The organism is Catenulispora rubra (assembly GCF_015356825.1).
GTDB classification, from domain to species: Bacteria; Actinomycetota; Actinomycetes; order Streptomycetales; family Catenulisporaceae; genus Catenulispora; species Catenulispora rubra.
This window is the reverse complement of record NZ_JAACYW010000247.1, coordinates 1-17587: the sequence shown is the minus strand read 5'-3', so window position 1 is coordinate 17587 and position 17587 is coordinate 1. Positions and strand designations below refer to the sequence as shown.

The following is a 17587-nucleotide window of genomic DNA, read 5'->3' as shown; positions in this document are numbered from 1 at the left end:
CCGCCGCTCCGCGAACCGCGAAAGCCGGCGCACCCGCAGGTTCGTGTGCTCCGCCTGCCCGCTGATCGTCAGCCGGATCGCCTCCGGCCCGGCCGGCCCCAGGTCCGGCTGCCCCACGTTCGCGTGCCGCGTCGCCAGCGCCGAGGTGTCCAGCGCCGTCCCCGCCGGCACGATGATCCGCAGGTTCGCGTGCCGCAGATCCAGCGCCAGCTCGACCTCCCGCGGGCCGCTGAACACCGCCTCGGTGAAGTCCAGCAGGATGTTCCCGTGCCGCACCGCGACGTTCAGCCGCCGCGGCACCAGCCACGCGCCGCGCTTGTGCGTGTTCCCGTGCGAGATGGTGATGTTCTGCGAAGCCTCCGCCTCGGTCCGCCGCACCGGGCCCACCTGCTGCGCCGACGCCGGCAGATCCTTGATCAGCTTGTCCAGCTCGCCGTACGTCCGCGCGGTCATCGCCGCCTCGATCCGCTGGTCGAGCTCGTCCCCGTCGATCCGCCCGTCCCCGGCCGCCACCCGCAACTGGTCCACGACGATGTCACGGTCCTCATGTGACGCGCGCATCTCGGCGCGCGACAGCGCTTCCTCCCCAGACATGCCGAGGATCTTAGCGAGGCACGCCGGGCCGTGACAGGGTGGAAGCATGCTGACGGCGCATTCGGTGGACCAGGTCCGGCACGCGGAGGCGGCGCTGATGGCGCGCCTGCCCGACGGCGAGCTGATGCAGCGCGCGGTCGCCGGGCTGACGTCGGAGTGTGTACGGCTCCTGGGAGGCGTCCGGCGAGGCGCCCACGGGCGCGTCGGGCGTGTTGAGCGTGTCGGGCGTGTCTACGGCGCGCGCGTCCTCGTCGTCGCAGGCAGCGGCGACAACGGCGGCGACGCTCTCTACGCGGCCGCCCGCCTGGCCCGTCGCGGCGCGAAGGTCGAGGCCGTCCTGCTCGACGAGGCACGTGCCCACGCCGCCGGCCTGGCAGCCCTCCGCGCCGCCGGCGGCCGGGTCAGCACCGCGGGGGAGTGGCGCTACACCGACACCGACCTGGTCCTCGACGGCGTCGTCGGGATCGGCGGCCACGGTGGCCTCCGCCCCGCCGCGGCATCGCTGTTCGACCGGATCGAAGCGGCCGACCCCCGTCCGCTCATCGTCGCCGTGGACCTCCCCAGCGGCATCGACGCCGACACCGGCGAAGTCGCCGGCCCCGCGGTCCACGCCGACGTCACCGTCACCTTCGGCACCTACAAGCCGGGCCTGCTCATCTCCCCGGCCGCCGAGCACGTCGGCGACCTCCGCTTCGTCGACATCGGCCTGGCGCCGTACCTCGAAGGCGCCCCGGTCCTGGAAGCCCTCGAACCCGCCGACATCGAAGCCCTCCTGCCGGACCCCACCGCCGAGAGCAACAAGTACCGGCGCGGCGTCCTGGGCCTGGCCGCCGGATCCCCCCGCTACCCCGGCGCCGCCGTCCTCGCGACCGGCGCGGCCCTGCGCAGCGGCGTCGGCGCGGTCCGCTTCGTCGGCGAGCCCGAGGTCAACGCCGGCGTCCTGGCCCGCTATCCGGAAGTCCTGATCGGCGACGGCCGGGTCCAGGCCTGGGTCGTCGGTCCCGGCATCGACCCCGACGGCGCTGACCGCGTCGCGAAGGCCCTGGCCACCGACCTCCCGGTCCTGGTCGACGCCGACGGCCTGACCGCCCTCAAGCAGCTCGGCCAGCCCGACAAGCCCCTCGACCGCTCCCATCCGACGCTGCTCACGCCGCATTCCGGCGAAGCCGCGCGCCTCCTTGACGACGCGCCCTGGACCGTTGACCACATCGAGGCCCACCGCCTGGCCGCCGTGCGCGAACTGGCGGACCGCTTCGGCTGCACGGTGCTGCTGAAGGGTTCGACGACGCTCATCGCCGATCCGGGAACTCCTACTGTCCGCGTAAACCGCGCAGGCACCCCGGCCCTGGCCACCGCAGGCTCCGGCGACGTCCTGTCAGGCCTCGCGGGCGGCCTACTCGCCGCCGGACTGGACCCTCTGGACGCCGCGAGCGTCGCCGCTCATCTGCACGGCCAGGCTGCCCTCGACGTCCAACGCCGCCACCCCGGCCGCCAGCTCATCGCGGGCGATCTGGTCGAAGCCCTCACCGCGGCGCGCGTCGCTCACTGAGGCGCCCGGACACTCCGGAATCCCCGCGACAGCAGACACAGCAGCCCCAGCACCTCGACCATCGTCAGCGGCACGATCCCCAGCGAGATCAGTGTCGTGACACTCCCGACCGCCCGCGGAACGCGTCATCGCACTCCGCCTGCATCACCACGGTCGCGGGCATGAAAAGCGCGTCGGACTTCTGCTTGGTGCCGACACGCTGCTGGGTGTGCGGTCGGTCTGGGGTTTTACAGGCGATTTTTACGGCTTCGCCAATGGTTGGATGGCCTCGCAGGGGACGCAGTTCGGTTGTGCCCCACAGGTTGCGCTGGCGGCCGCCGGTGTTCGCGAACACGACCGCGCACTGGTTCAAGTCTGTGCATGGCGGGTTGGCGGGTGGCGGTTTTTGCGAGCACGACCGCGCGTGGGTCCGAGTCACTGCGCACGCGTCATGTGGGCGGGTGGCGGCAGCGTTTGGTGGGTGCGTTGAGGCCTCTGGCGGGCCTCCTCGACGAGGGGCGACCCGCGCGTCCGGTAGTTTGGCGGCGGTCCGTGACTGTTCGGCTTCCTATCCGCTGTTGCCTGCGTTGCGTTGTTTGGTGGCGGTCATGCTTGTGGTCGCCGGGTTCTGGGTCCCTCGCCGCGTCGTCGCCTTACGGAAGCAGACCGGCCTGGGGGCGTCAAGCCGTATCGCTGTTGCTGTGGTGGCGCCTCGTTCGGCCTGACACCCCCAGGCCGGCCAGCTTGGCTTCGCCCGCCGACGCGGCGAGGGACCCAGAACCAACACCCCGCATGGTCCGGTCGGACCCGACCAACGACATCGCCAGTCAGGCTGGCCCGTCACCGAATCTCAGGGCTTCCAGATGAAGAGCATCTCCCCAAGACTCCGGAACCCGACCGTCGCATACAACCGCTCCTGATCAGGCCCCGCAGGCGACAGCCACACGCAGTCCAGCCCCGTGGCCTCCAGCAGATGCCGCGCCAGAGCCGCCGTCACCGCGGCCCCCGCCCCGCGCCGCCGGAAAGCCGGACGCGTCGCGATCCCGCCGATCTCCGTCGTCCCCGAGTTCGCCGAGCCGCTGCCCCCGCCGGCCATCGGCACGCCGGCCTCGGCGCTGCCCGCGGCCCCGCGCGCCAGCACCAGGAACCTTCCGGCGTCCACCGTGCCGCGCATGCCGATCACATCATCGGAGAAGTCTGCGTCGTCCTGCGGCTCGTCCGAATCCCCGAATGCCTCCCGCTGCGCCAGCGCCACCCCGCGCAGTTCCGCGTCCGTCGCCGACTTGTCCAGCACCAGCACCTCGACGCCGTCCACGACGCCAGGCCCGACCAGCTCTGCCGCCGTCGCCACCATGAACGGCAACCGCTGCTGCACCTCGAATCCGGCCGCCAGCAGGGCCTCCTCCACCCCCGGTGCCCCGCCCGGCGCGAACTCCAGGCGCGGCGTCCGCTCCCGTCGGGCGAAGGCCGCGAGCAACGCCTCGATGTCCTCGGACGTCACAACAGCGCCGGCTTCGGGCACCGCGTAGTTCAGGAAGGGGTTGGCGTTGCCGGCGTCGAAGCCGATGTGGAACGGCCCACACGCCTCGTTCAGCGCCCGGGCGCGAGCGTTTCCGTGCAGGTAGCGGTTGACCTTCGCTTCGAGCGCTTCCAAAATCAAGAACCCCCACTGATGAGCAGGGCCGCGAGGGCCCGGCCCCGGCCGAAGGCGACCTGGTGTCACCATCAAGACCGCGACGGCCTGGCAGACTACCGTCGATGACAGACCTGACCGCCACCGATTTTCCGCCCGGCCCGCTGCGGGCCGAGGCGCGGATCGACCTGGACGCGATCCGCGCGAACACGCGCCGCGTGGGCCAGATCGTCGCCGAGTCCGGCGCCGGGGTCATGGCCGTCGTGAAGGCCGACGCGTACGGCCACGGCGCCGTGCCGTGCGCCCGCGCCGCCAAGCAGGCCGGCGCCGCCTGGCTCGGCACCGCCCTGCCGGAGGAGGCGCTGGAGCTGCGCGCCGCCGGACTGACCGGCCCGATCCTGGCCTGGCTGCACCCGGCGGGCGGGCCCTGGGACGAGCTGATCGTCCAGGAGATCGACGTCACCGGCTACGCCCCCTGGGTCCTGGAGGAGATCACCGCGGCCGCGCAGCGCCTGGGGATCCCGGCGCGCGTGCAGCTCAAGGCGGACACCGGCCTCGGGCGCGGCGGGACCCAGCCGCACGACTGGCTGGAGCTGGTCGAGCTGGCCGCCAAGGCCGAGGCCGCCGGCCACATCCGGGTCACCGGCGTCTGGTCGCACTTCGCCTGCGCCGACGAGCCCGGCCACCCCTCGATTCGCTCCCAGCTGGACCTGTTCCGCGAGGCCCTGGCCGTCGCCGACCACGCCGGCCTGCGCCCCGAGGTCCGCCACATCGCCAACAGCCCGGCCGCCCTGAGCCTGCCCGAGGCGCACTTCGACCTGGTCCGGTCCGGCCTGGCGCTCTACGGCCTCTCGCCGCTGCCGGACACCACCCCCGCCGACTTCGGCCTGCGCCCGGCGATGAGCCTGCGGGCGCGCGTCGCGCTGGTCAAGAACGCCCCAGCCGAGCACGGCGTGTCCTATGGGCACATCTACCACACCGCCGCGCCCACGACCCTGGCCCTGGTCCCGCTCGGCTACGCCGACGGCCTGCCGCGCAACTCCTCCAACGTCGGCGAGGTCTTCATCGGCGGCCGACGCCACCGGATCGCCGGGCGGATGGCGATGGACCAGTTCGTCGTCGACCTCGGCGACCCCGATGCGGACCGTGACGTGCAGGTCGGCGACGAGGTTCTGATTTTCGGGTCGGGCGAGCACGGCGAGCCGACGGCCGACGACTGGGCCCGGGCGACCGGGACGTTGAATTACGAGATCGTCACGCGCATCGGTCCGCGTGTCCCGCGGGTCTACGTCGGGAACTCGTGACGTAAGGGGCCGACGGTGAACACCGCGAGGGCCGTCGAGCGGAAGGGGTGTCATGGCAGTCAGCACCGCTAAGAAAGCGGGGATCGCGGGAGCCGCGGTCGGCGTGATCGCCGCCGGGGCGGCGGCCGGGTTCGCCATCGAGCGCGCCACCATCGGCCGCGCCGTCCGCCGGCTGGCCGAACCCCGCCGCCTGGCCGAGCCCTACGGCACCCTGCGCGGCAAGCCCCTGACGGTCCGCGCCGACGACGGCGTCGGCCTGTACGTCGAGGTCGACGGCCCGCAGCTGTTCAGCGGCGGCGCCGGCTGGGCCCGCCGCCGCGGCCCGCGCGCCGCGGCCGGCCCGACCCTGGTCTTCTGCCACGGCTACGCCCTGCACCAGGACACCTGGCACTACCAGCGCGCGGAGTTCGCCGCGACCAACCGCTGCGTGTTCTGGGACCAGCGCGGCCACGGCCGCTCCGAGCGCGGCACCCCGGCCTCGCACACCATCGACCAGATAGGGCGCGACCTGTTCACCGTCCTGGAGGCGGTGTGCCCGGACGGCGACGTGGTCCTGATCGGCCACTCCATGGGCGGTATGACGATCATGGCGCTGGCCGCCGAGCACCCCGAGCTGTTCGGCGGGCCCGAGGGCGGCGAACACGCGCGGGTGCGCGGCGTGGTGCTGTGCTCGACCACCGACGGCCACTGGAACGAGATGACGCTGGGCCTGCCGGCGCGCGCCGCCCAGCTGTTCCAGCGCACCGCTCCCGGCGTGTTCGCGCTGCTGGGCCGCGGCCACACCCTGGTGGACCGTACCCGCCGCGCCGGGACCGACCTGGCGCAGCTGCTGACCCGCCGCTACGCCTTCGCCTCCGACGTGCCCCCGGGGCTCGTCCGGTTCACCGACGAGATGCTGTCCAGCACCCCGATGGACGTCATCGCCGACTTCTTCCCGACCTTCTCCGCGCACAACAAGGCCACCGCGCTGCCCACGCTGGGCCGGGTGCCGGTGGAGATCATCGTCGGCGACCACGACCTGCTGACCCCGGCGTTCCACAGCGAGCGGATGGCAGCCGAGATCGACGCCGCCGCGCCCGACGACGCGCACCGCACCGGCGTGGAGATCGTCCCGGCCGGCGGGCACGTCCTGCCGCTGGAGCACCCCGACGCGGTGGACGGGGCGATCCGGCGGGTGCTGGCCCGCCTGGACACGGCGCGCCCGGACGCCGCGGGTTCGGGCACATCAAGCCATTAGGCCTAATCACGGTGCGCTTCCTGCGATGACCGCACAATCTGGGAGCTGTGCAGACAGCGGAGGCTCCCGGTTCGGCTGGGACTTCGGAGTTCGACGACGTCTGGGTCGTCATCCCCGTCTACAACGAGGGCTCGGTGATCGCCGAGGTCGTCGCAGGCGTCCTGCCGACGTTCCCGAACGTGGTGTGCGTGGACGACGGCTCGCGCGACGACTCCGCCGACCACATCGTCCGCACGGCCGCGCACCTGGTCAGCCACCCGGTGAACCTGGGCCAGGGCGCCGCGCTCCAGACCGGCCTGGAGTACGCGCTGCTGCAGGAGGGCTCGGAGTACTTCGTCACCTTCGACGCCGACGGCCAGCACCGCGTGGAGGACGCCGCCGAACTGGTGCGCGCGGTCCGTGACGGCGGCGCCGACGTGGCCCTGGGCTCGCGTTTCCTGACCGGGACCGTGCATGTGCCGTGGGTGAAGCGCGCGCTGCTGAAGACCGTCGCCGCGCTCAGCCCCGCGGCCCGCCGCCTGGAGCTCACCGACGCGCACAACGGCCTGCGGGTCCTGAACCGGGCCGCGGCCTCCCAGCTCAAGATCACGATGAACGGCATGGCGCACGCCTCGGAGATCGTGGACTACCTGGCGCGCTCGGAGCTGGAGGTCACCGAGGTCCCGGTGACCGTGCTCTACACCGACTACTCCAAGGCCAAGGGCCAGTCGCTGATCAACGGCGTCAACATCCTGTTCGACCTCTCCCTGCGGTCGCGGAGGACGCCATGATCATCCAGGCCATCCTGCTGGTGATCGCGGCCGGCTTCCTGCTGCTGTTCATCCGGCACTGGTACTCGGTGCAGACCAGAGCCCTGAAGCGGCTGGCGTTCCTGGTCTTCATCGCCCTGATGGTGGTCGCGATCCTGCGCCCCAACTGGGTGAACTCCCTGGCCCACAAGGTCGGCGTGGGCCGCGGCACCGACCTCGTGCTCTACGCGCTGACCGTGGCGTTCGTCTTCGTGTCGGTGAACACCTACTTCCGGCTCAAGACGCAGGAGGCGCGGTTCACCGAGCTGGCCCGGGTCATCGCGGTGCGCGACGCGACCGAGCTGAATGCGCAGCGGCTCGGGCGTCCGGTGCGTGCCGTGCGTGCCGTGAGTGCGGCTAGTCCGGTGAGTCCGGTGAGTCCGGAGCGGGAGGCGGCGGCCATGACCGACGCCGCCGGGCCGACCGGCCTGGCGACGCCGCTGCCCCCGCTCACCGGCGGATCGGCCGGGGGAACTGCCCGGTGAGCGGATCCGGCGCGCTCGAACCGCCGCCGCAGCCACTTCCGGAACCCGAACCTGGCCGGGAACCAGGCTCGAACCCGGTGGCAGGGCTTCCGGCGGCTCCATCGACTCCGGTTTCCCCGGCCGTTCCGGCGAGTCCCATACCGCACCTGGCAGCCGTCCCGATCCTCCCCACCAGATCTCGCCGGCCGTCCTGGCCACGCCGGAGCACCACCAGAGTCCTCAGGGTCCTCAACCGTCCATGGCTACTAGCTCTGGTCGGCTTCTTCCTGGTCTCCACCGGCTGGGCCTTCGCCTCCCCGATGTCCACATCCCCGGACGAGCCCTCGCACATGGTGAAAGCAGCCGCGACAGCCCGCGGCGAGTTCGTGAACTCCACCTCCCGCCACGAGATCAGCGGCGGTTTCGAGAAGACCTGGCTCGGCTATCCGCTGCCCGCCAAGTACGGCACTCTCGACGCGATGTCCGCGTGCTTCCGTAATACGTTCCTTTCCGCGGCGTGCGGTAAGAAGTTCGGCACCGACAACTCCACAGCGATCGTCGAGACCTCCGCAGGGAACTACAACCCCGCCTACTACTTCCCTGTAGGGCTCCCCAGCCTGGTGCTCCCTGGAGTCGGCGCGCTATACGGAATGCGCATAGCGTCCGCACTGCTCAACTCAGGACTCCTCGCAGCAGCAGTCGGCATAGCCGCTGGCTGGCGCCGTCCCGGCTGGCCGCTACTCGGCGTCATCGCCGCAGGCACGCCCATGGCGCTCTTCCTCAGCGGCACCGTGAACTCCAACGGGATGGAGGCCACAGCTGCGGTACTCGCCTGGACCGCGGGCATGTCCCTGGCGCTCGACGACGACCCGAAACCCGGTCAAGTAACGCGGCGCGCTATAGGGCTCGCCATCGGGGGAGCGCTACTGGCGAACACAAGAAGCCTGGGCATCGCGTTCGTGGCGTCCATCCTGGTCGCTCTGGTGATCGTGGCCGGACCGCGCAAGATCGCGTGGCTGGCCCGGTTCCGCGCCGTGCAGATCATGACGGGCGTCCTGGTCCTCGGCGGTGTCGCGGCGTTCCTATGGAGCCGCTATGCAGACGGCCTCACCACGTCCAACCTGTCGTTCCCCACCCTTACGCCGGCAGTGGTGTTCAACGAGGTGTTCTGGAGCTCCGGCACCTACGTCATGCAGATCGTCGGCGAACTCGGGTGGCTCGACGTCGCCCTGCCGCCGGGCAGCACGATCGCTTGGTACGCCGTCGCCGGGCTGCTCATCCTGTGCGCGTTCGGCGTAGCGCGCTGGCGCGAGGTAGCAGTGGTAGCGGCTCTGACCGTCGGCACGGTCGCCATCCCGATCATCGCGCAGCTGCTGGAGGCCAAGCGCTTCGGCATCGGCTGGCAGGGGCGCTACATCCTCGCCTGGGCGCTCGGCCTGCCGGTACTCGCCGGCCTCCTGATGGCCCGCCGCGTTGGTGCGGACCTGCCCGGCGCGCTGGAGCGGCGCGTGCCGACGGCGTCAGCGATCGTGCTTGCTCTGGCCGGCCTAGGGGCCTTCTACTGGTCGATGACGCGCTATGCGCACGGCGGCTGGAGGAAGTACGGCATCACCCCGATCCAGTGGAGCCCGCCGGGCGGCTGGATCATGTGGTGGATCGTCTACTCGATCGGACTGCTGGTGCTGATCGCAGCTGTCGCAGTACGGCGCCGGGACGTCCTGTGGCATCCGCCGCCGGCTTCCACAACGCTTAGCTGAACGGCCCCCAAAGCTGAACAGTCAGTGGTTCCGCGGCCCCGCGAAGTTGTTCATCCAGGACTGGTCCCCGGTCGCCGAGCACTCATGGTTCGGCGCGTACTTGGGACAGGTCCCATCGGGCTTGCGCATAGTCTGCGACACATAGGCGAGGATCTTGTAGCTGTTCGTCTTAGCGGGCATCCAGTAGTCGGACACCGACGACGCCGCACTCCCCAGCACCATCAGCACCGCGGCCAGCACCCCGACGTGTGCCCCGAGCCGCGAGGGCAGCGGCGGCCAGGACCCCAGCCGCGTGGCGCCGAAGGCTGTCGCCGCAGCGCCTAACACGAGGATGCAGTACAGGAGTTGGTTGTCGGTGCGCGGCCACAGCTGCACCGTGCCGGTAGCCCACATCCGCGACGCGATCTCCATCCGCCACAGCCAGGTCCCGGCGAACACGCACGCCACGGTCACCGCCAACGGCCGCCGCCACCCCAGCCACAGCGCCACGCCGAGCCCGGCGAACGTCAGGACGCTGAACAGCCCCAACCCCGCCAACTCGCCCGGCGGCGGCCACTGCCCTACGTCTCCGGGCATGTCCGTGCGCCACATGGAGAAGAACGCAGGGTCGGTATAGGCGTCGAAGCCATAAGCGCGATCCACGTTCCCGGGCCCGATGAGGTCGTTGACGTACCAGCCACACAGCAGCCCGAACACCCCGACCGTCACTCCGATGAACGCCAGCAGCCTGCCGACCCGCGCCTTCGACCACGGGAACAGCAACAGCACCGCCGCCACCAACCCCGGCGCGCTCCACAGTGACGACCCGGGATAGGTCAGGAACAGAACCGAATACAGGAGCCCGAGCAACAATGCGCTGACCAACACCCGCCGCCACGCCATGTCCCCGACGCGCGTCGTGTGCCGCACCGAAGCCACGAACACCGGCAGCAGCACGATCATCACAACAGCGCCGTACGGCTTGTAGGGGTCGATGATCGAGTACGCCGGCACCACCCCCACCACCAGCGCCCACAGCGGGCTCAACACGAACCGCCACGCCAGATACGCCGCCGGCCCGGTGATCGCGGCCCCGCCGATCTCCAGGTCCCGGAACGCCGACGCGGTGTCCCCGTGGTGGAACAGCTGCGCCCACCACGCCAAAGCGTGCAGCGTCAGCGGCGGATACGTCGGGTTCGGATTGCCGTGCCCGTGCACGATCGACTCCGACCACTGCACCAGCCGCCCGGTGTCCCCGGACAGGCCGAACAGCGGCCACGGCGTCCCCCGCAGCGCCACCACGATCCCGCCGGCGAGGAACCCCGACGCCAGCCCCGCGAGAGCGGCGCAGACCAGGTGTTTCACCAGCACGTAGTGCCGGCCCCCACGCCACCGGTGCGCGCCGATGAGCAGCGCGAGCAGCACGATCCCCAGCGCCGTGAACCGCACCTGCAACGCCGCCAGCGCACTGACCTGCCCCGTCCGGTCCAGCGGATCCACATCGACGTACCGCGCCGCGACCGGCATCGCGAACGCCCCGACCAGCGCCGCGGCCACCTCACCGGCCGGCCTCGCGACCCGCCGCAGGCTGAACCCGCCTCCCGGCCACCGCCCCGGTGTCCCGCTGGTCATCGCGCCCTGCCTCTCCGGACCCGATCGGCCCTGCCGCCGGGGGAACGACCGAGATCGCCGCCGGTCACGCGGCTCGCGGCCGCCTAGAGCGCCGAGCGCAGCACCGGGCCCGGCCCCAGCGCTGACCGCAAAGCCGGCCGCAGCGCCAACCGCAGAGCTTGTCGCAGAGCTTGTCGCGGAGCTGGTCACGGTTCTGGTTGCGGAGTCGGTTGCTGAGCTGGTTGCCGAGCTGGTCGTGTCCCCCGCTACCGCCACTGCTTCTCCCCGCGCTTCCCGCAGCACCCTCACCAGCCCCACGCCCATCACCACAACCACCGTTGCCGGCCCACCCAGACCCCCGGCCGCCGCCGCATGCAGCGGATCCACCGGCAACTCCACCAACACAGCCAGCACCACCGCCCCCGCGCCCCAGGCCATCGGCACCAGCCGATGCCGATCCAGGGCCACCAGCGTCGGCTGCAGGATCGCCGACGCCATCAGAAAGACCGTCCCGACCCCCAACACCGCCAACAACTCGTGTGACAACTCCGCCTTCGTCCCGAAGAAGACCCGCAGCACCCAGGGCCCGGCCACGGCCAACGCCCCTGTGCCCACGACCCCCAGCGCCGCGACCGCCACGAGCGCCAAGCGCACCCGCCCCCGCAGCGCCGCATGATCCCCGCGCGCCGCCGAACGGGTGAGATCAGGAAGCAACATCGCCTGGATCGGCGAGATCAACAGCAGCGGAATCCGCACCAGCACGAACGCCTGCCCGAACGCAGCCGCCACCGCATCAGAGTGCGTAAGCCGCGTACTGGCGACCAGCGGCGGCAAGTTCGCCACCAACTGCATCAGCAAACTGCCGGCGACCAACAGCGCCAGCCCTCCGGCCGCCGAGCGCTCCCCGGTCTCGAACGCCGAGACCTCGACATCCAGACAGTCCCGCCCCGCGTCCTCGAACCCCTCCCGCAGCCACCACAGCCCTGCCAGCGTCGCCAACCCCTGCGCAGCGGCGAAAGCCAGCGCATAGCCCCACGCCGATCCGCCCCGACCAGTAGTCACGAACACCGCCACGCACGGGAGCAGTCGCCCCAGTCCCTCCGTGGCCAGCGTCGCGGCATACCCGTGGAACTCCTGCCGTCCGCCGAGAATCCCGCGCACCCAATAACAGGCCGCCCCCACCCCAGCGGCCAGAACCAGCGCGCCGAACAGGTCCCACTGCCCTCGCAGCGGCCCAGAGACCAACACCGGGGAGAGCGCGGCCAGGACGACGACAGTGATCCCGAACAAGAACGCAGCATGCCGCCGAGCCCTATGCGCCACCGGCGCCAGAGCCCGTCCCTCGGCCACCGCCCGACTCGTGGCGCGGCTGGTCTCCTGCTCCAAACCGACGAACACGCCGAGCGTCACCAGCCCCGCCAGGAAGTACAGCGAAGACAGCGCGGCGGCGTCCGAGGGCGTCGAGGAGTGCCCGGTGACCGCCAGGAACACATACCCTGACAAGCCCACCAGGAGCAGCCCCGCCGCCATCCCGACGGAGGCCCTCATGCTCACCTCCGGTGCGGGAGTCCTCGGCGCCGATCATGCCCTGGCCGGAACGCGGGTAATCAGCCTCAAAAGCGGTATATGCCCCTCATGCGACGAGCCGCCAACCTCTGGCGTCACGATGTGCTGGGGGTCCGCCTCGGCGCGCTCGTCCTCGTCCTGGCCCCGCTCGCACTGACGATCGCCTACACCCTGGCCACCCGCGGGCTCTGGCTGCACCCTCCCGACAGCCGCTACTACCTGACCATGACCGCCCGCGACATGGGCCACCCGGTCAGCGACGCCATCGCCCGCAGCCGCGCCGTCGCCGGCTGGCGCCTCGCGCCCTGGTACTTCGCAGGGAACGAACCCACCTGGCAGATGGTCAAGACGCGCGCGCTGTATCCGTTCCTGTCCATTCCGTTCGTCTGGCTGACCGGTCTGAAGAACGGCACCATGTACGTCCCCTGCGCATCTATCCTCGCGTTCTCATGGATCACCGCGTGCGTTCTGCAGCGCCTCTACGGCCCCGCGGTAGCAGCGCTCATCGCCGGAGCCTTCGGCCTGAGCACAACCGTGACGGGCCTCGTCTGGGCTACTACTGACGCGCTCTCCTTAGCGCTGTCCGCAGTCCTCGTCGCCAACCTGCCGATCGAACGCCGCGTGAGCCGCGCCAACCTGGTCTGGCTCGGCGCGGCCTGCGTCGCCCTGGCCCTGACCCGGCAGGTCGGCGTGCTGGCGCCCGCGATGGGCGTCGCGGGCTGGACCTGGGCACTGGTGCGCGAACGGACCTGGCGCAACCCCTGGCTCGGGGCGATGGCCGTCACCGTCGTCGTCACCGGAGGGATGCAGCTGATCCTGGGGACGGTCGCCCACGTCGATACCCAGGGCATCGTGACGCGCGACCAATCCACCTTCGGTGGTGTCGTCCGCCAACTCCTGAGGAACGTACGTACAGTCACCACAGGTGACCTGAACTACATGTGGAACGACGACCGGCTCCTCTATGTGTTGCTCGGCACAGCCCTTCTCATGGCTCTGGTCCGCTTCACCAAAGACCTCGCAGCCACCTTCTGGGGAGCGCTGGCCGCCACATACGTACTCACCGCAGGAGTCGGATACAGCGCGGGCATGCGCTACGAGATCATCATGTTCCCGGCCGCAGCGGTCGCCGCCGGCGGATTCGCCGCCTGGGCACTCGGCCAAATGGGCTCGCCGTTCCCCTCTGTACGGGAACCCGAAGTAGAGCCCGACTTGCGGCGCTCGCTATGGATCCCGCAACTAGTGGGGTGCGTAGTGCTGCTTGGCCTCTGCATCGGCGTCACTGCGGTCGGCGGATCCCGATCCACGATCCCGACTCCTGCGTCTCCCTCCTTCTCCGCTGCACAGGGCAGCCAGAAGTACGCGGTACGGCCTCTGGCAGAGCCCGGTGCGGAGGTAACGCTTAAAGCCGCGTTCACGCAGGCGCTCGCCATCCTGAGCAAGAAGGACACCACCCTCGAAGGCGCCTTCGACTGGGTCCACGACCTGAAGTACCGCGTATCCGGCCCCGGAGACCCGAACTACGCGCGCCGCGCCAAGGACGGAACCACCATCACCCGCGTCAACGCCATGACCGGACCGGAACAGACCGCCTTCTCACAAACGATCACGTTCCAAGGGACTGCACAGCTGAATACGCTGCAGATCGACTCACGCCAGACCACAACCTTCGGAGAAGACGTGGACTTCTCCATCGAGGACAGCGCAGGGGTCCGGCACCAGGGCACGGCGACCACGCTCTACCCGATCTGGTCCGCCACCGACCCGGGCTTGGTGACGGCGCTCGTCTACGCTCCGTGACCTCCCCGGGGCCCGGTACGGTGGACCCATGTCGGTGATCCCTGACCAAGCCGGCCCCGGGCTGCCCGGGCCCGTCCTGGAGACCCCCGTCGCGACCGCGGGAGCCATGCAAGACCTCGGCCGGCGCCTCGGCGCGCGGCTGCGCCGTGGCGACCTCGTGGTGCTGACCGGCGACCTCGGCGCGGGCAAGACGACCTTCACACAGGGGCTCGGGGAAGGGCTCGGCGTGCGCGGCCCGATCACCTCGCCGACGTTCGTCATCGCGCACGTGCACCCCTCGCTGGCCGAGGGCGGGATCCCGCTGGTCCACGTCGACGCCTACCGGCTGGGCTCCCTGGACGAGCTCGACGACCTGGACCTGGACGCCGACGTCGAACAGTCGGTGACGGTCGTCGAATGGGGCGAGGGCAAGGCGGAGGTCCTGGCCGACGACCGGCTGGACATCGTGATCTCGCGCGAGTTCGCCGAGGAGCTCGACGAGCCCGGGGACTCCGACGTGCGCTGGGTCGTGCTGCGCGGGATCGGCGCGCGGTGGACCGACGCCGAGCTGGCCGGGCTCGAGGACCGGGACCAGCGCTAAGACCGGGACCGGCAGGCTGGCGTGGTCGGCGCCGCACGGTCGGTGCTGTGAGGCGCGGCGCGTCAGGTGCCGTGCCCTTTGCCCGGCGCCCTTCCCTCAGCCTGGCGCCCTACGGCACCACGACGACCGCGGTCCCCTTCGTCGTCGCGAACTGCCACACTGCGTGCGCGTCGTTCTGCGTCAGCCGCACCCCGCCGGTCCTCGTCCCCGAGGCTGGCTTGGACGGCAACTGGTCGCCCGGCAGCGAGGCGATCGCGTCGAAGGCGAACTCGTTGGCGCCGCTCTTCTTCGAGCCCCACAGCACCTCGTACTGCACGGCGGCGCCGTCGGCGCCCTGGTGCGTGGCGTACCACTTCCCGACCTCATAGTTGCCCGCGTCCGGCACCACGGTGCCCGAGACCGCCTGTGCGCTCAACTGGACCTTCTCGTCGTCGCCGACCAGCCAGATGCGCGACTTGGACAGGCTGTAGACCACACGCTTGCCCTTGCCGCTGGACGCCGGCAGCGCCAGCGCCGGGTCCGGAGCCGGGGCGACCGCCTGGCCGGACTGGTTCGTGGAGACCACCGGCTGCTTGGCGGCGACCACCGGGGCCGGCGCCTTGTCCGGGGCCGAACCGTTCGCCTGCACGGCCAGCACGCCCACGCCGACCAGGGCCGCGGCTGTGATCACGGCGACCGATGCCATCGGGTTGACGCGGCTGCGCCGCGCCCGCGCGCTGGACCGCGGCGCGTTCTGCTGCTGGCTGGTCATGGGTCGTATGGTGCCAGAAAGATAGGCTGTGCGGGTGCTCCTGCTCGCGTTCGACACCGCCACCCCGGCCATCACCGTCGCCCTGCACGACGGCGCGCACGTCCTCGCCGAGTCCACCACCGTGGACGCGCGGCGCACCGGGGAACTCCTCGCACCCGGCATCACCGCGGTCCTGACCGCCGCCGGCCGCAAACCGGGGGAGCTCACAGGAGTCGCCGTCGGAGTCGGGCCCGGCCCCTTCACCGGACTGCGCGTGGGATTGGTCACGGCGCGCGCCCTCGGCGACGCCCTCGGCATCCCGGTGCACGGCGTCTGCACCCTCGACGTGGTCGCTTATCAGAGCGAGAGCGCAGAGCCCTTCGCAGTGGCCACAGACGCGCGCCGCAAAGAGGTCTACTGGGCGCAGTACACGGACTACCTCACCCGCTCGACCGAGCCGGACGTGGCGCACCCCACCCTCATCGCCGAGCGCCTCGCCGGCCTACAGGTCGCGGGGGAGGGCGCGCTCCTCTACCCGGAGGCGTTTCCTAAGGCGATCGCGCCCCGTCACCCCTCTGCTGCGGCTCTGGCGGAACTCACTATCAAGCGTCTGCAGAGCGACCCCGACTCCCTCCTGTTCCCGGAGCCGCTGTACCTGCGCCGCCCGGACGCCGTGGAGCCGGGCACCCGCAAGCGTGTCTCCACAAGCTGACGGCGTGGAGAGCGTCATGGCCCCGACGTTGCGCCCGTTCCGCTGGTGGGACATCGAGCCGGCGCGGCGGATCGAACTGGACCTGTTCCCCGAGGACCCCTGGTCCGTGGAGATGTTCTGGTCCGAGCTTGCGGACGTCCCGCAGTCGCGCTACTACGTCATCGCCGAGCAGGACGGGGAGATGGCCGGATACGCGGGCCTGATGGCCCAGCCAGGCGCCATCCCCGACACCGTCGAGGGCTGGGTCCAGAACATCGCGGTGGCCCGCGCGCACCAGGGCCGGGGACTCGGGGCGGTCCTCCTGCAGGCGCTTCTAGAGGAGGCCCTACGCAGGAAGTGCGTAGAGGTCTGGCTAGAGGTGCGTACAGACAACGACTCCGCGCAGCGCCTCTACGTCCGCCACGGCTTCGAGCCGGCGGGCATCCGCCGCGGCTACTACCAGCCCGGCAACCACGACGCGCTGATCATGAGGAAGGCAATGGCGTGACGGCACTGAACGACGGACCTCTGGTCCTCGGCTTCGAGACCTCCTGCGACGAGACCGGGGTCGGCATCGTGCGGGGCAACACCCTGCTGGCCGACGCGGTGGCCTCCAGCGTGGAGGAGCACGCGCGCTTCGGCGGCGTGGTCCCCGAGGTCGCCAGCCGCGCGCACCTGGAGGCCATGGTCCCGACGGTGCAGCGGGCCCTCAGCGACGCCGGCGTGGCGCTGTCCGACATCGACGCGATCGCCGTCACCGCCGGCCCCGGCCTGGCCGGCGCGCTCCTGGTCGGCGCCGCCGCGGCGAAGGCCTACGCCCTGGCCCTGGACAAGCCGATCTACGGCGTCAACCACCTCGCCGCGCACATCTGCGTCGACCAACTCGAACACGGCCCGCTCCCCGAAGGCTGCGTCGCCATGCTGGTCTCCGGCGGCCACTCCTCCCTGCTGTTCGTCCCCGACGTCACCGGCGACGTGCGGCCCCTCGGCCAGACCATCGACGACGCCGCAGGCGAGGCCTTCGACAAGGTGGCCCGCGTCCTCGGCCTCGGCTTCCCCGGCGGCCCCCTGATCGACAAGGCGGCGCGCGACGGCGACCCCGAAGCCATCGCCTTCCCCCGCGGCCTCACCGGCCCCCGCGACGCCCCCCTGAACTTCTCCTTCTCCGGCCTCAAGACAGCCGTCGCCCGCTGGGTCGAACGCCGGTACGCGCGCGGGGTGCTGATCCCGTCGTACGCGAGCTTGCGGATCGCTGTGCTCTGATGCGGGTGGTGGCGGGGGAGCGATGCCGGCATCAGCCGCAGGGATCGGTGATCGTCTGGGGT

Annotated in this window: 15 protein-coding genes and 1 pseudogene; 11 read left to right on the top strand and 5 right to left on the bottom strand. The window is 71.2% G+C overall.

Annotated elements, in window-relative coordinates; translation table 11 throughout:
- Positions 1-594, bottom strand: a 594-nt coding sequence (locus GWK61_RS41535; protein ID WP_194917261.1) for a DUF1707 SHOCT-like domain-containing protein, incomplete at its 3' end; no start/stop codon positions are given.
- 46 nt (positions 595-640) lie between these two features.
- On the opposite strand from GWK61_RS41535, the gene GWK61_RS41530 reads away from it, so the two are divergent.
- Complete coding sequence (locus GWK61_RS41530) at positions 641-2143, top strand: NAD(P)H-hydrate dehydratase (protein ID WP_194917259.1); 1503 nt, start codon at positions 641-643, stop codon at positions 2141-2143.
- Between the two features lie 88 nt (positions 2144-2231).
- On the opposite strand, the gene GWK61_RS41525 is transcribed toward GWK61_RS41530, so the two are convergent.
- On the bottom strand, positions 2232-2477 hold the full coding sequence (locus tag GWK61_RS41525; protein WP_194917257.1) for a hypothetical protein: 246 nt from the start codon (positions 2475-2477) through the stop codon (positions 2232-2234).
- A 495-nt stretch (positions 2478-2972) separates the two neighbouring features.
- A complete protein-coding gene (locus GWK61_RS41520; protein WP_194917255.1) occupies positions 2973-3776 on the bottom strand; it encodes a GNAT family N-acetyltransferase in 804 nt (267 codons plus the stop codon).
- Between the two features lie 104 nt (positions 3777-3880).
- Between GWK61_RS41520 and alr the strand changes: the two genes are divergently transcribed.
- From alr to GWK61_RS41495, 5 genes are read left to right on the top strand one after another with little or no spacing between them, the layout of a single operon-like run.
- On the top strand, positions 3881-5059 hold the full coding sequence (gene alr / locus GWK61_RS41515) for an alanine racemase (protein WP_194917253.1): 1179 nt from the start codon (positions 3881-3883) through the stop codon (positions 5057-5059).
- A gap of 52 nt (positions 5060-5111) precedes the next feature.
- Positions 5112-6296 carry an alpha/beta fold hydrolase gene (locus tag GWK61_RS41510; RefSeq protein ID WP_194917251.1) on the top strand — a complete coding sequence of 395 codons (1185 nt, stop codon included), beginning with the start codon at positions 5112-5114 and terminating at the stop codon, positions 6294-6296.
- A gap of 47 nt (positions 6297-6343) precedes the next feature.
- The gene (locus tag GWK61_RS41505) at positions 6344-7066 is read left to right on the top strand and encodes a glycosyltransferase family 2 protein (RefSeq protein ID WP_194917248.1); all 723 of its coding nucleotides are present in this window, start codon (positions 6344-6346) and stop codon (positions 7064-7066) included.
- Entirely contained in the window at positions 7063-7569 is a 507-nt protein-coding gene (locus GWK61_RS41500) for a DUF2304 domain-containing protein (RefSeq protein WP_228563802.1), read from the top strand. The genes GWK61_RS41505 and GWK61_RS41500 overlap by 4 nt, the downstream gene beginning before the upstream one ends.
- Complete coding sequence (locus tag GWK61_RS41495; protein ID WP_323747996.1) at positions 7566-9305, top strand: DUF2142 domain-containing protein; 1740 nt, start codon at positions 7566-7568, stop codon at positions 9303-9305. The genes GWK61_RS41500 and GWK61_RS41495 overlap by 4 nt, the downstream gene beginning before the upstream one ends.
- Before the next feature lie 21 nt (positions 9306-9326).
- On the opposite strand, the gene GWK61_RS41490 is transcribed toward GWK61_RS41495, so the two are convergent.
- The gene (locus tag GWK61_RS41490; RefSeq protein ID WP_194917244.1) at positions 9327-12443 is read right to left on the bottom strand and encodes a lipopolysaccharide biosynthesis protein; all 3117 of its coding nucleotides are present in this window, start codon (positions 12441-12443) and stop codon (positions 9327-9329) included.
- A gap of 87 nt (positions 12444-12530) precedes the next feature.
- Between GWK61_RS41490 and GWK61_RS41485 the strand changes: the two genes are divergently transcribed.
- Together GWK61_RS41485 and tsaE are read left to right on the top strand one after the other, a co-directional pair.
- A complete protein-coding gene (locus GWK61_RS41485) occupies positions 12531-14261 on the top strand; it encodes a hypothetical protein (RefSeq protein WP_194917242.1) in 1731 nt (576 codons plus the stop codon).
- Between the two features lie 28 nt (positions 14262-14289).
- Entirely contained in the window at positions 14290-14841 is a 552-nt protein-coding gene (gene tsaE / locus GWK61_RS41480; RefSeq protein WP_228563801.1) for a tRNA (adenosine(37)-N6)-threonylcarbamoyltransferase complex ATPase subunit type 1 TsaE, read from the top strand.
- A gap of 109 nt (positions 14842-14950) precedes the next feature.
- On the opposite strand, the gene GWK61_RS41475 is transcribed toward tsaE, so the two are convergent.
- Entirely contained in the window at positions 14951-15592 is a 642-nt protein-coding gene (locus GWK61_RS41475) for a hypothetical protein (RefSeq protein WP_194917240.1), read from the bottom strand.
- A gap of 34 nt (positions 15593-15626) precedes the next feature.
- Here GWK61_RS41475 and tsaB point away from each other — a divergent pair, with 34 nt between their 5' ends.
- The 3 genes and pseudogenes from tsaB to tsaD all read left to right on the top strand — a co-directional run.
- Positions 15627-16283 carry a tRNA (adenosine(37)-N6)-threonylcarbamoyltransferase complex dimerization subunit type 1 TsaB gene (gene tsaB / locus GWK61_RS41470; RefSeq protein WP_194917238.1) on the top strand — a complete coding sequence of 219 codons (657 nt, stop codon included), beginning with the start codon at positions 15627-15629 and terminating at the stop codon, positions 16281-16283.
- A 16-nt stretch (positions 16284-16299) separates the two neighbouring features.
- Positions 16300-16770: a ribosomal protein S18-alanine N-acetyltransferase gene (gene rimI / locus GWK61_RS41465; protein ID WP_194917236.1), complete on the top strand. Its 471-nt coding sequence runs from the start codon at positions 16300-16302 to the stop codon at positions 16768-16770.
- A 5-nt stretch (positions 16771-16775) separates the two neighbouring features.
- A pseudogene (gene tsaD / locus GWK61_RS41460) lies at positions 16776-17492 on the top strand (tRNA (adenosine(37)-N6)-threonylcarbamoyltransferase complex transferase subunit TsaD); the annotation flags it as partial.
- Positions 17493-17587: the final 95 nt, after the last annotated feature.

Coding starts and splice junctions, on each gene's coding strand:
- GWK61_RS41530 (WP_194917259.1), top strand. CDS start 641: ATGCTGACGGCGCATTCGGTGGACCAGGTCCGGCACGCGGAGGCGGCG.
- alr (WP_194917253.1), top strand. CDS start 3,881: ATGACAGACCTGACCGCCACCGATTTTCCGCCCGGCCCGCTGCGGGCC.
- GWK61_RS41510 (WP_194917251.1), top strand. CDS start 5,112: ATGGCAGTCAGCACCGCTAAGAAAGCGGGGATCGCGGGAGCCGCGGTC.
- GWK61_RS41500 (WP_228563802.1), top strand. CDS start 7,063: ATGATCATCCAGGCCATCCTGCTGGTGATCGCGGCCGGCTTCCTGCTG.
- GWK61_RS41490 (WP_194917244.1), bottom strand. CDS start 12,443: ATGAGGGCCTCCGTCGGGATGGCGGCGGGGCTGCTCCTGGTGGGCTTG.
- GWK61_RS41485 (WP_194917242.1), top strand. CDS start 12,531: ATGCGACGAGCCGCCAACCTCTGGCGTCACGATGTGCTGGGGGTCCGC.
- tsaE (WP_228563801.1), top strand. CDS start 14,290: ATGTCGGTGATCCCTGACCAAGCCGGCCCCGGGCTGCCCGGGCCCGTC.
- GWK61_RS41475 (WP_194917240.1), bottom strand. CDS start 15,592: ATGACCAGCCAGCAGCAGAACGCGCCGCGGTCCAGCGCGCGGGCGCGG.
- rimI (WP_194917236.1), top strand. CDS start 16,300: ATGGCCCCGACGTTGCGCCCGTTCCGCTGGTGGGACATCGAGCCGGCG.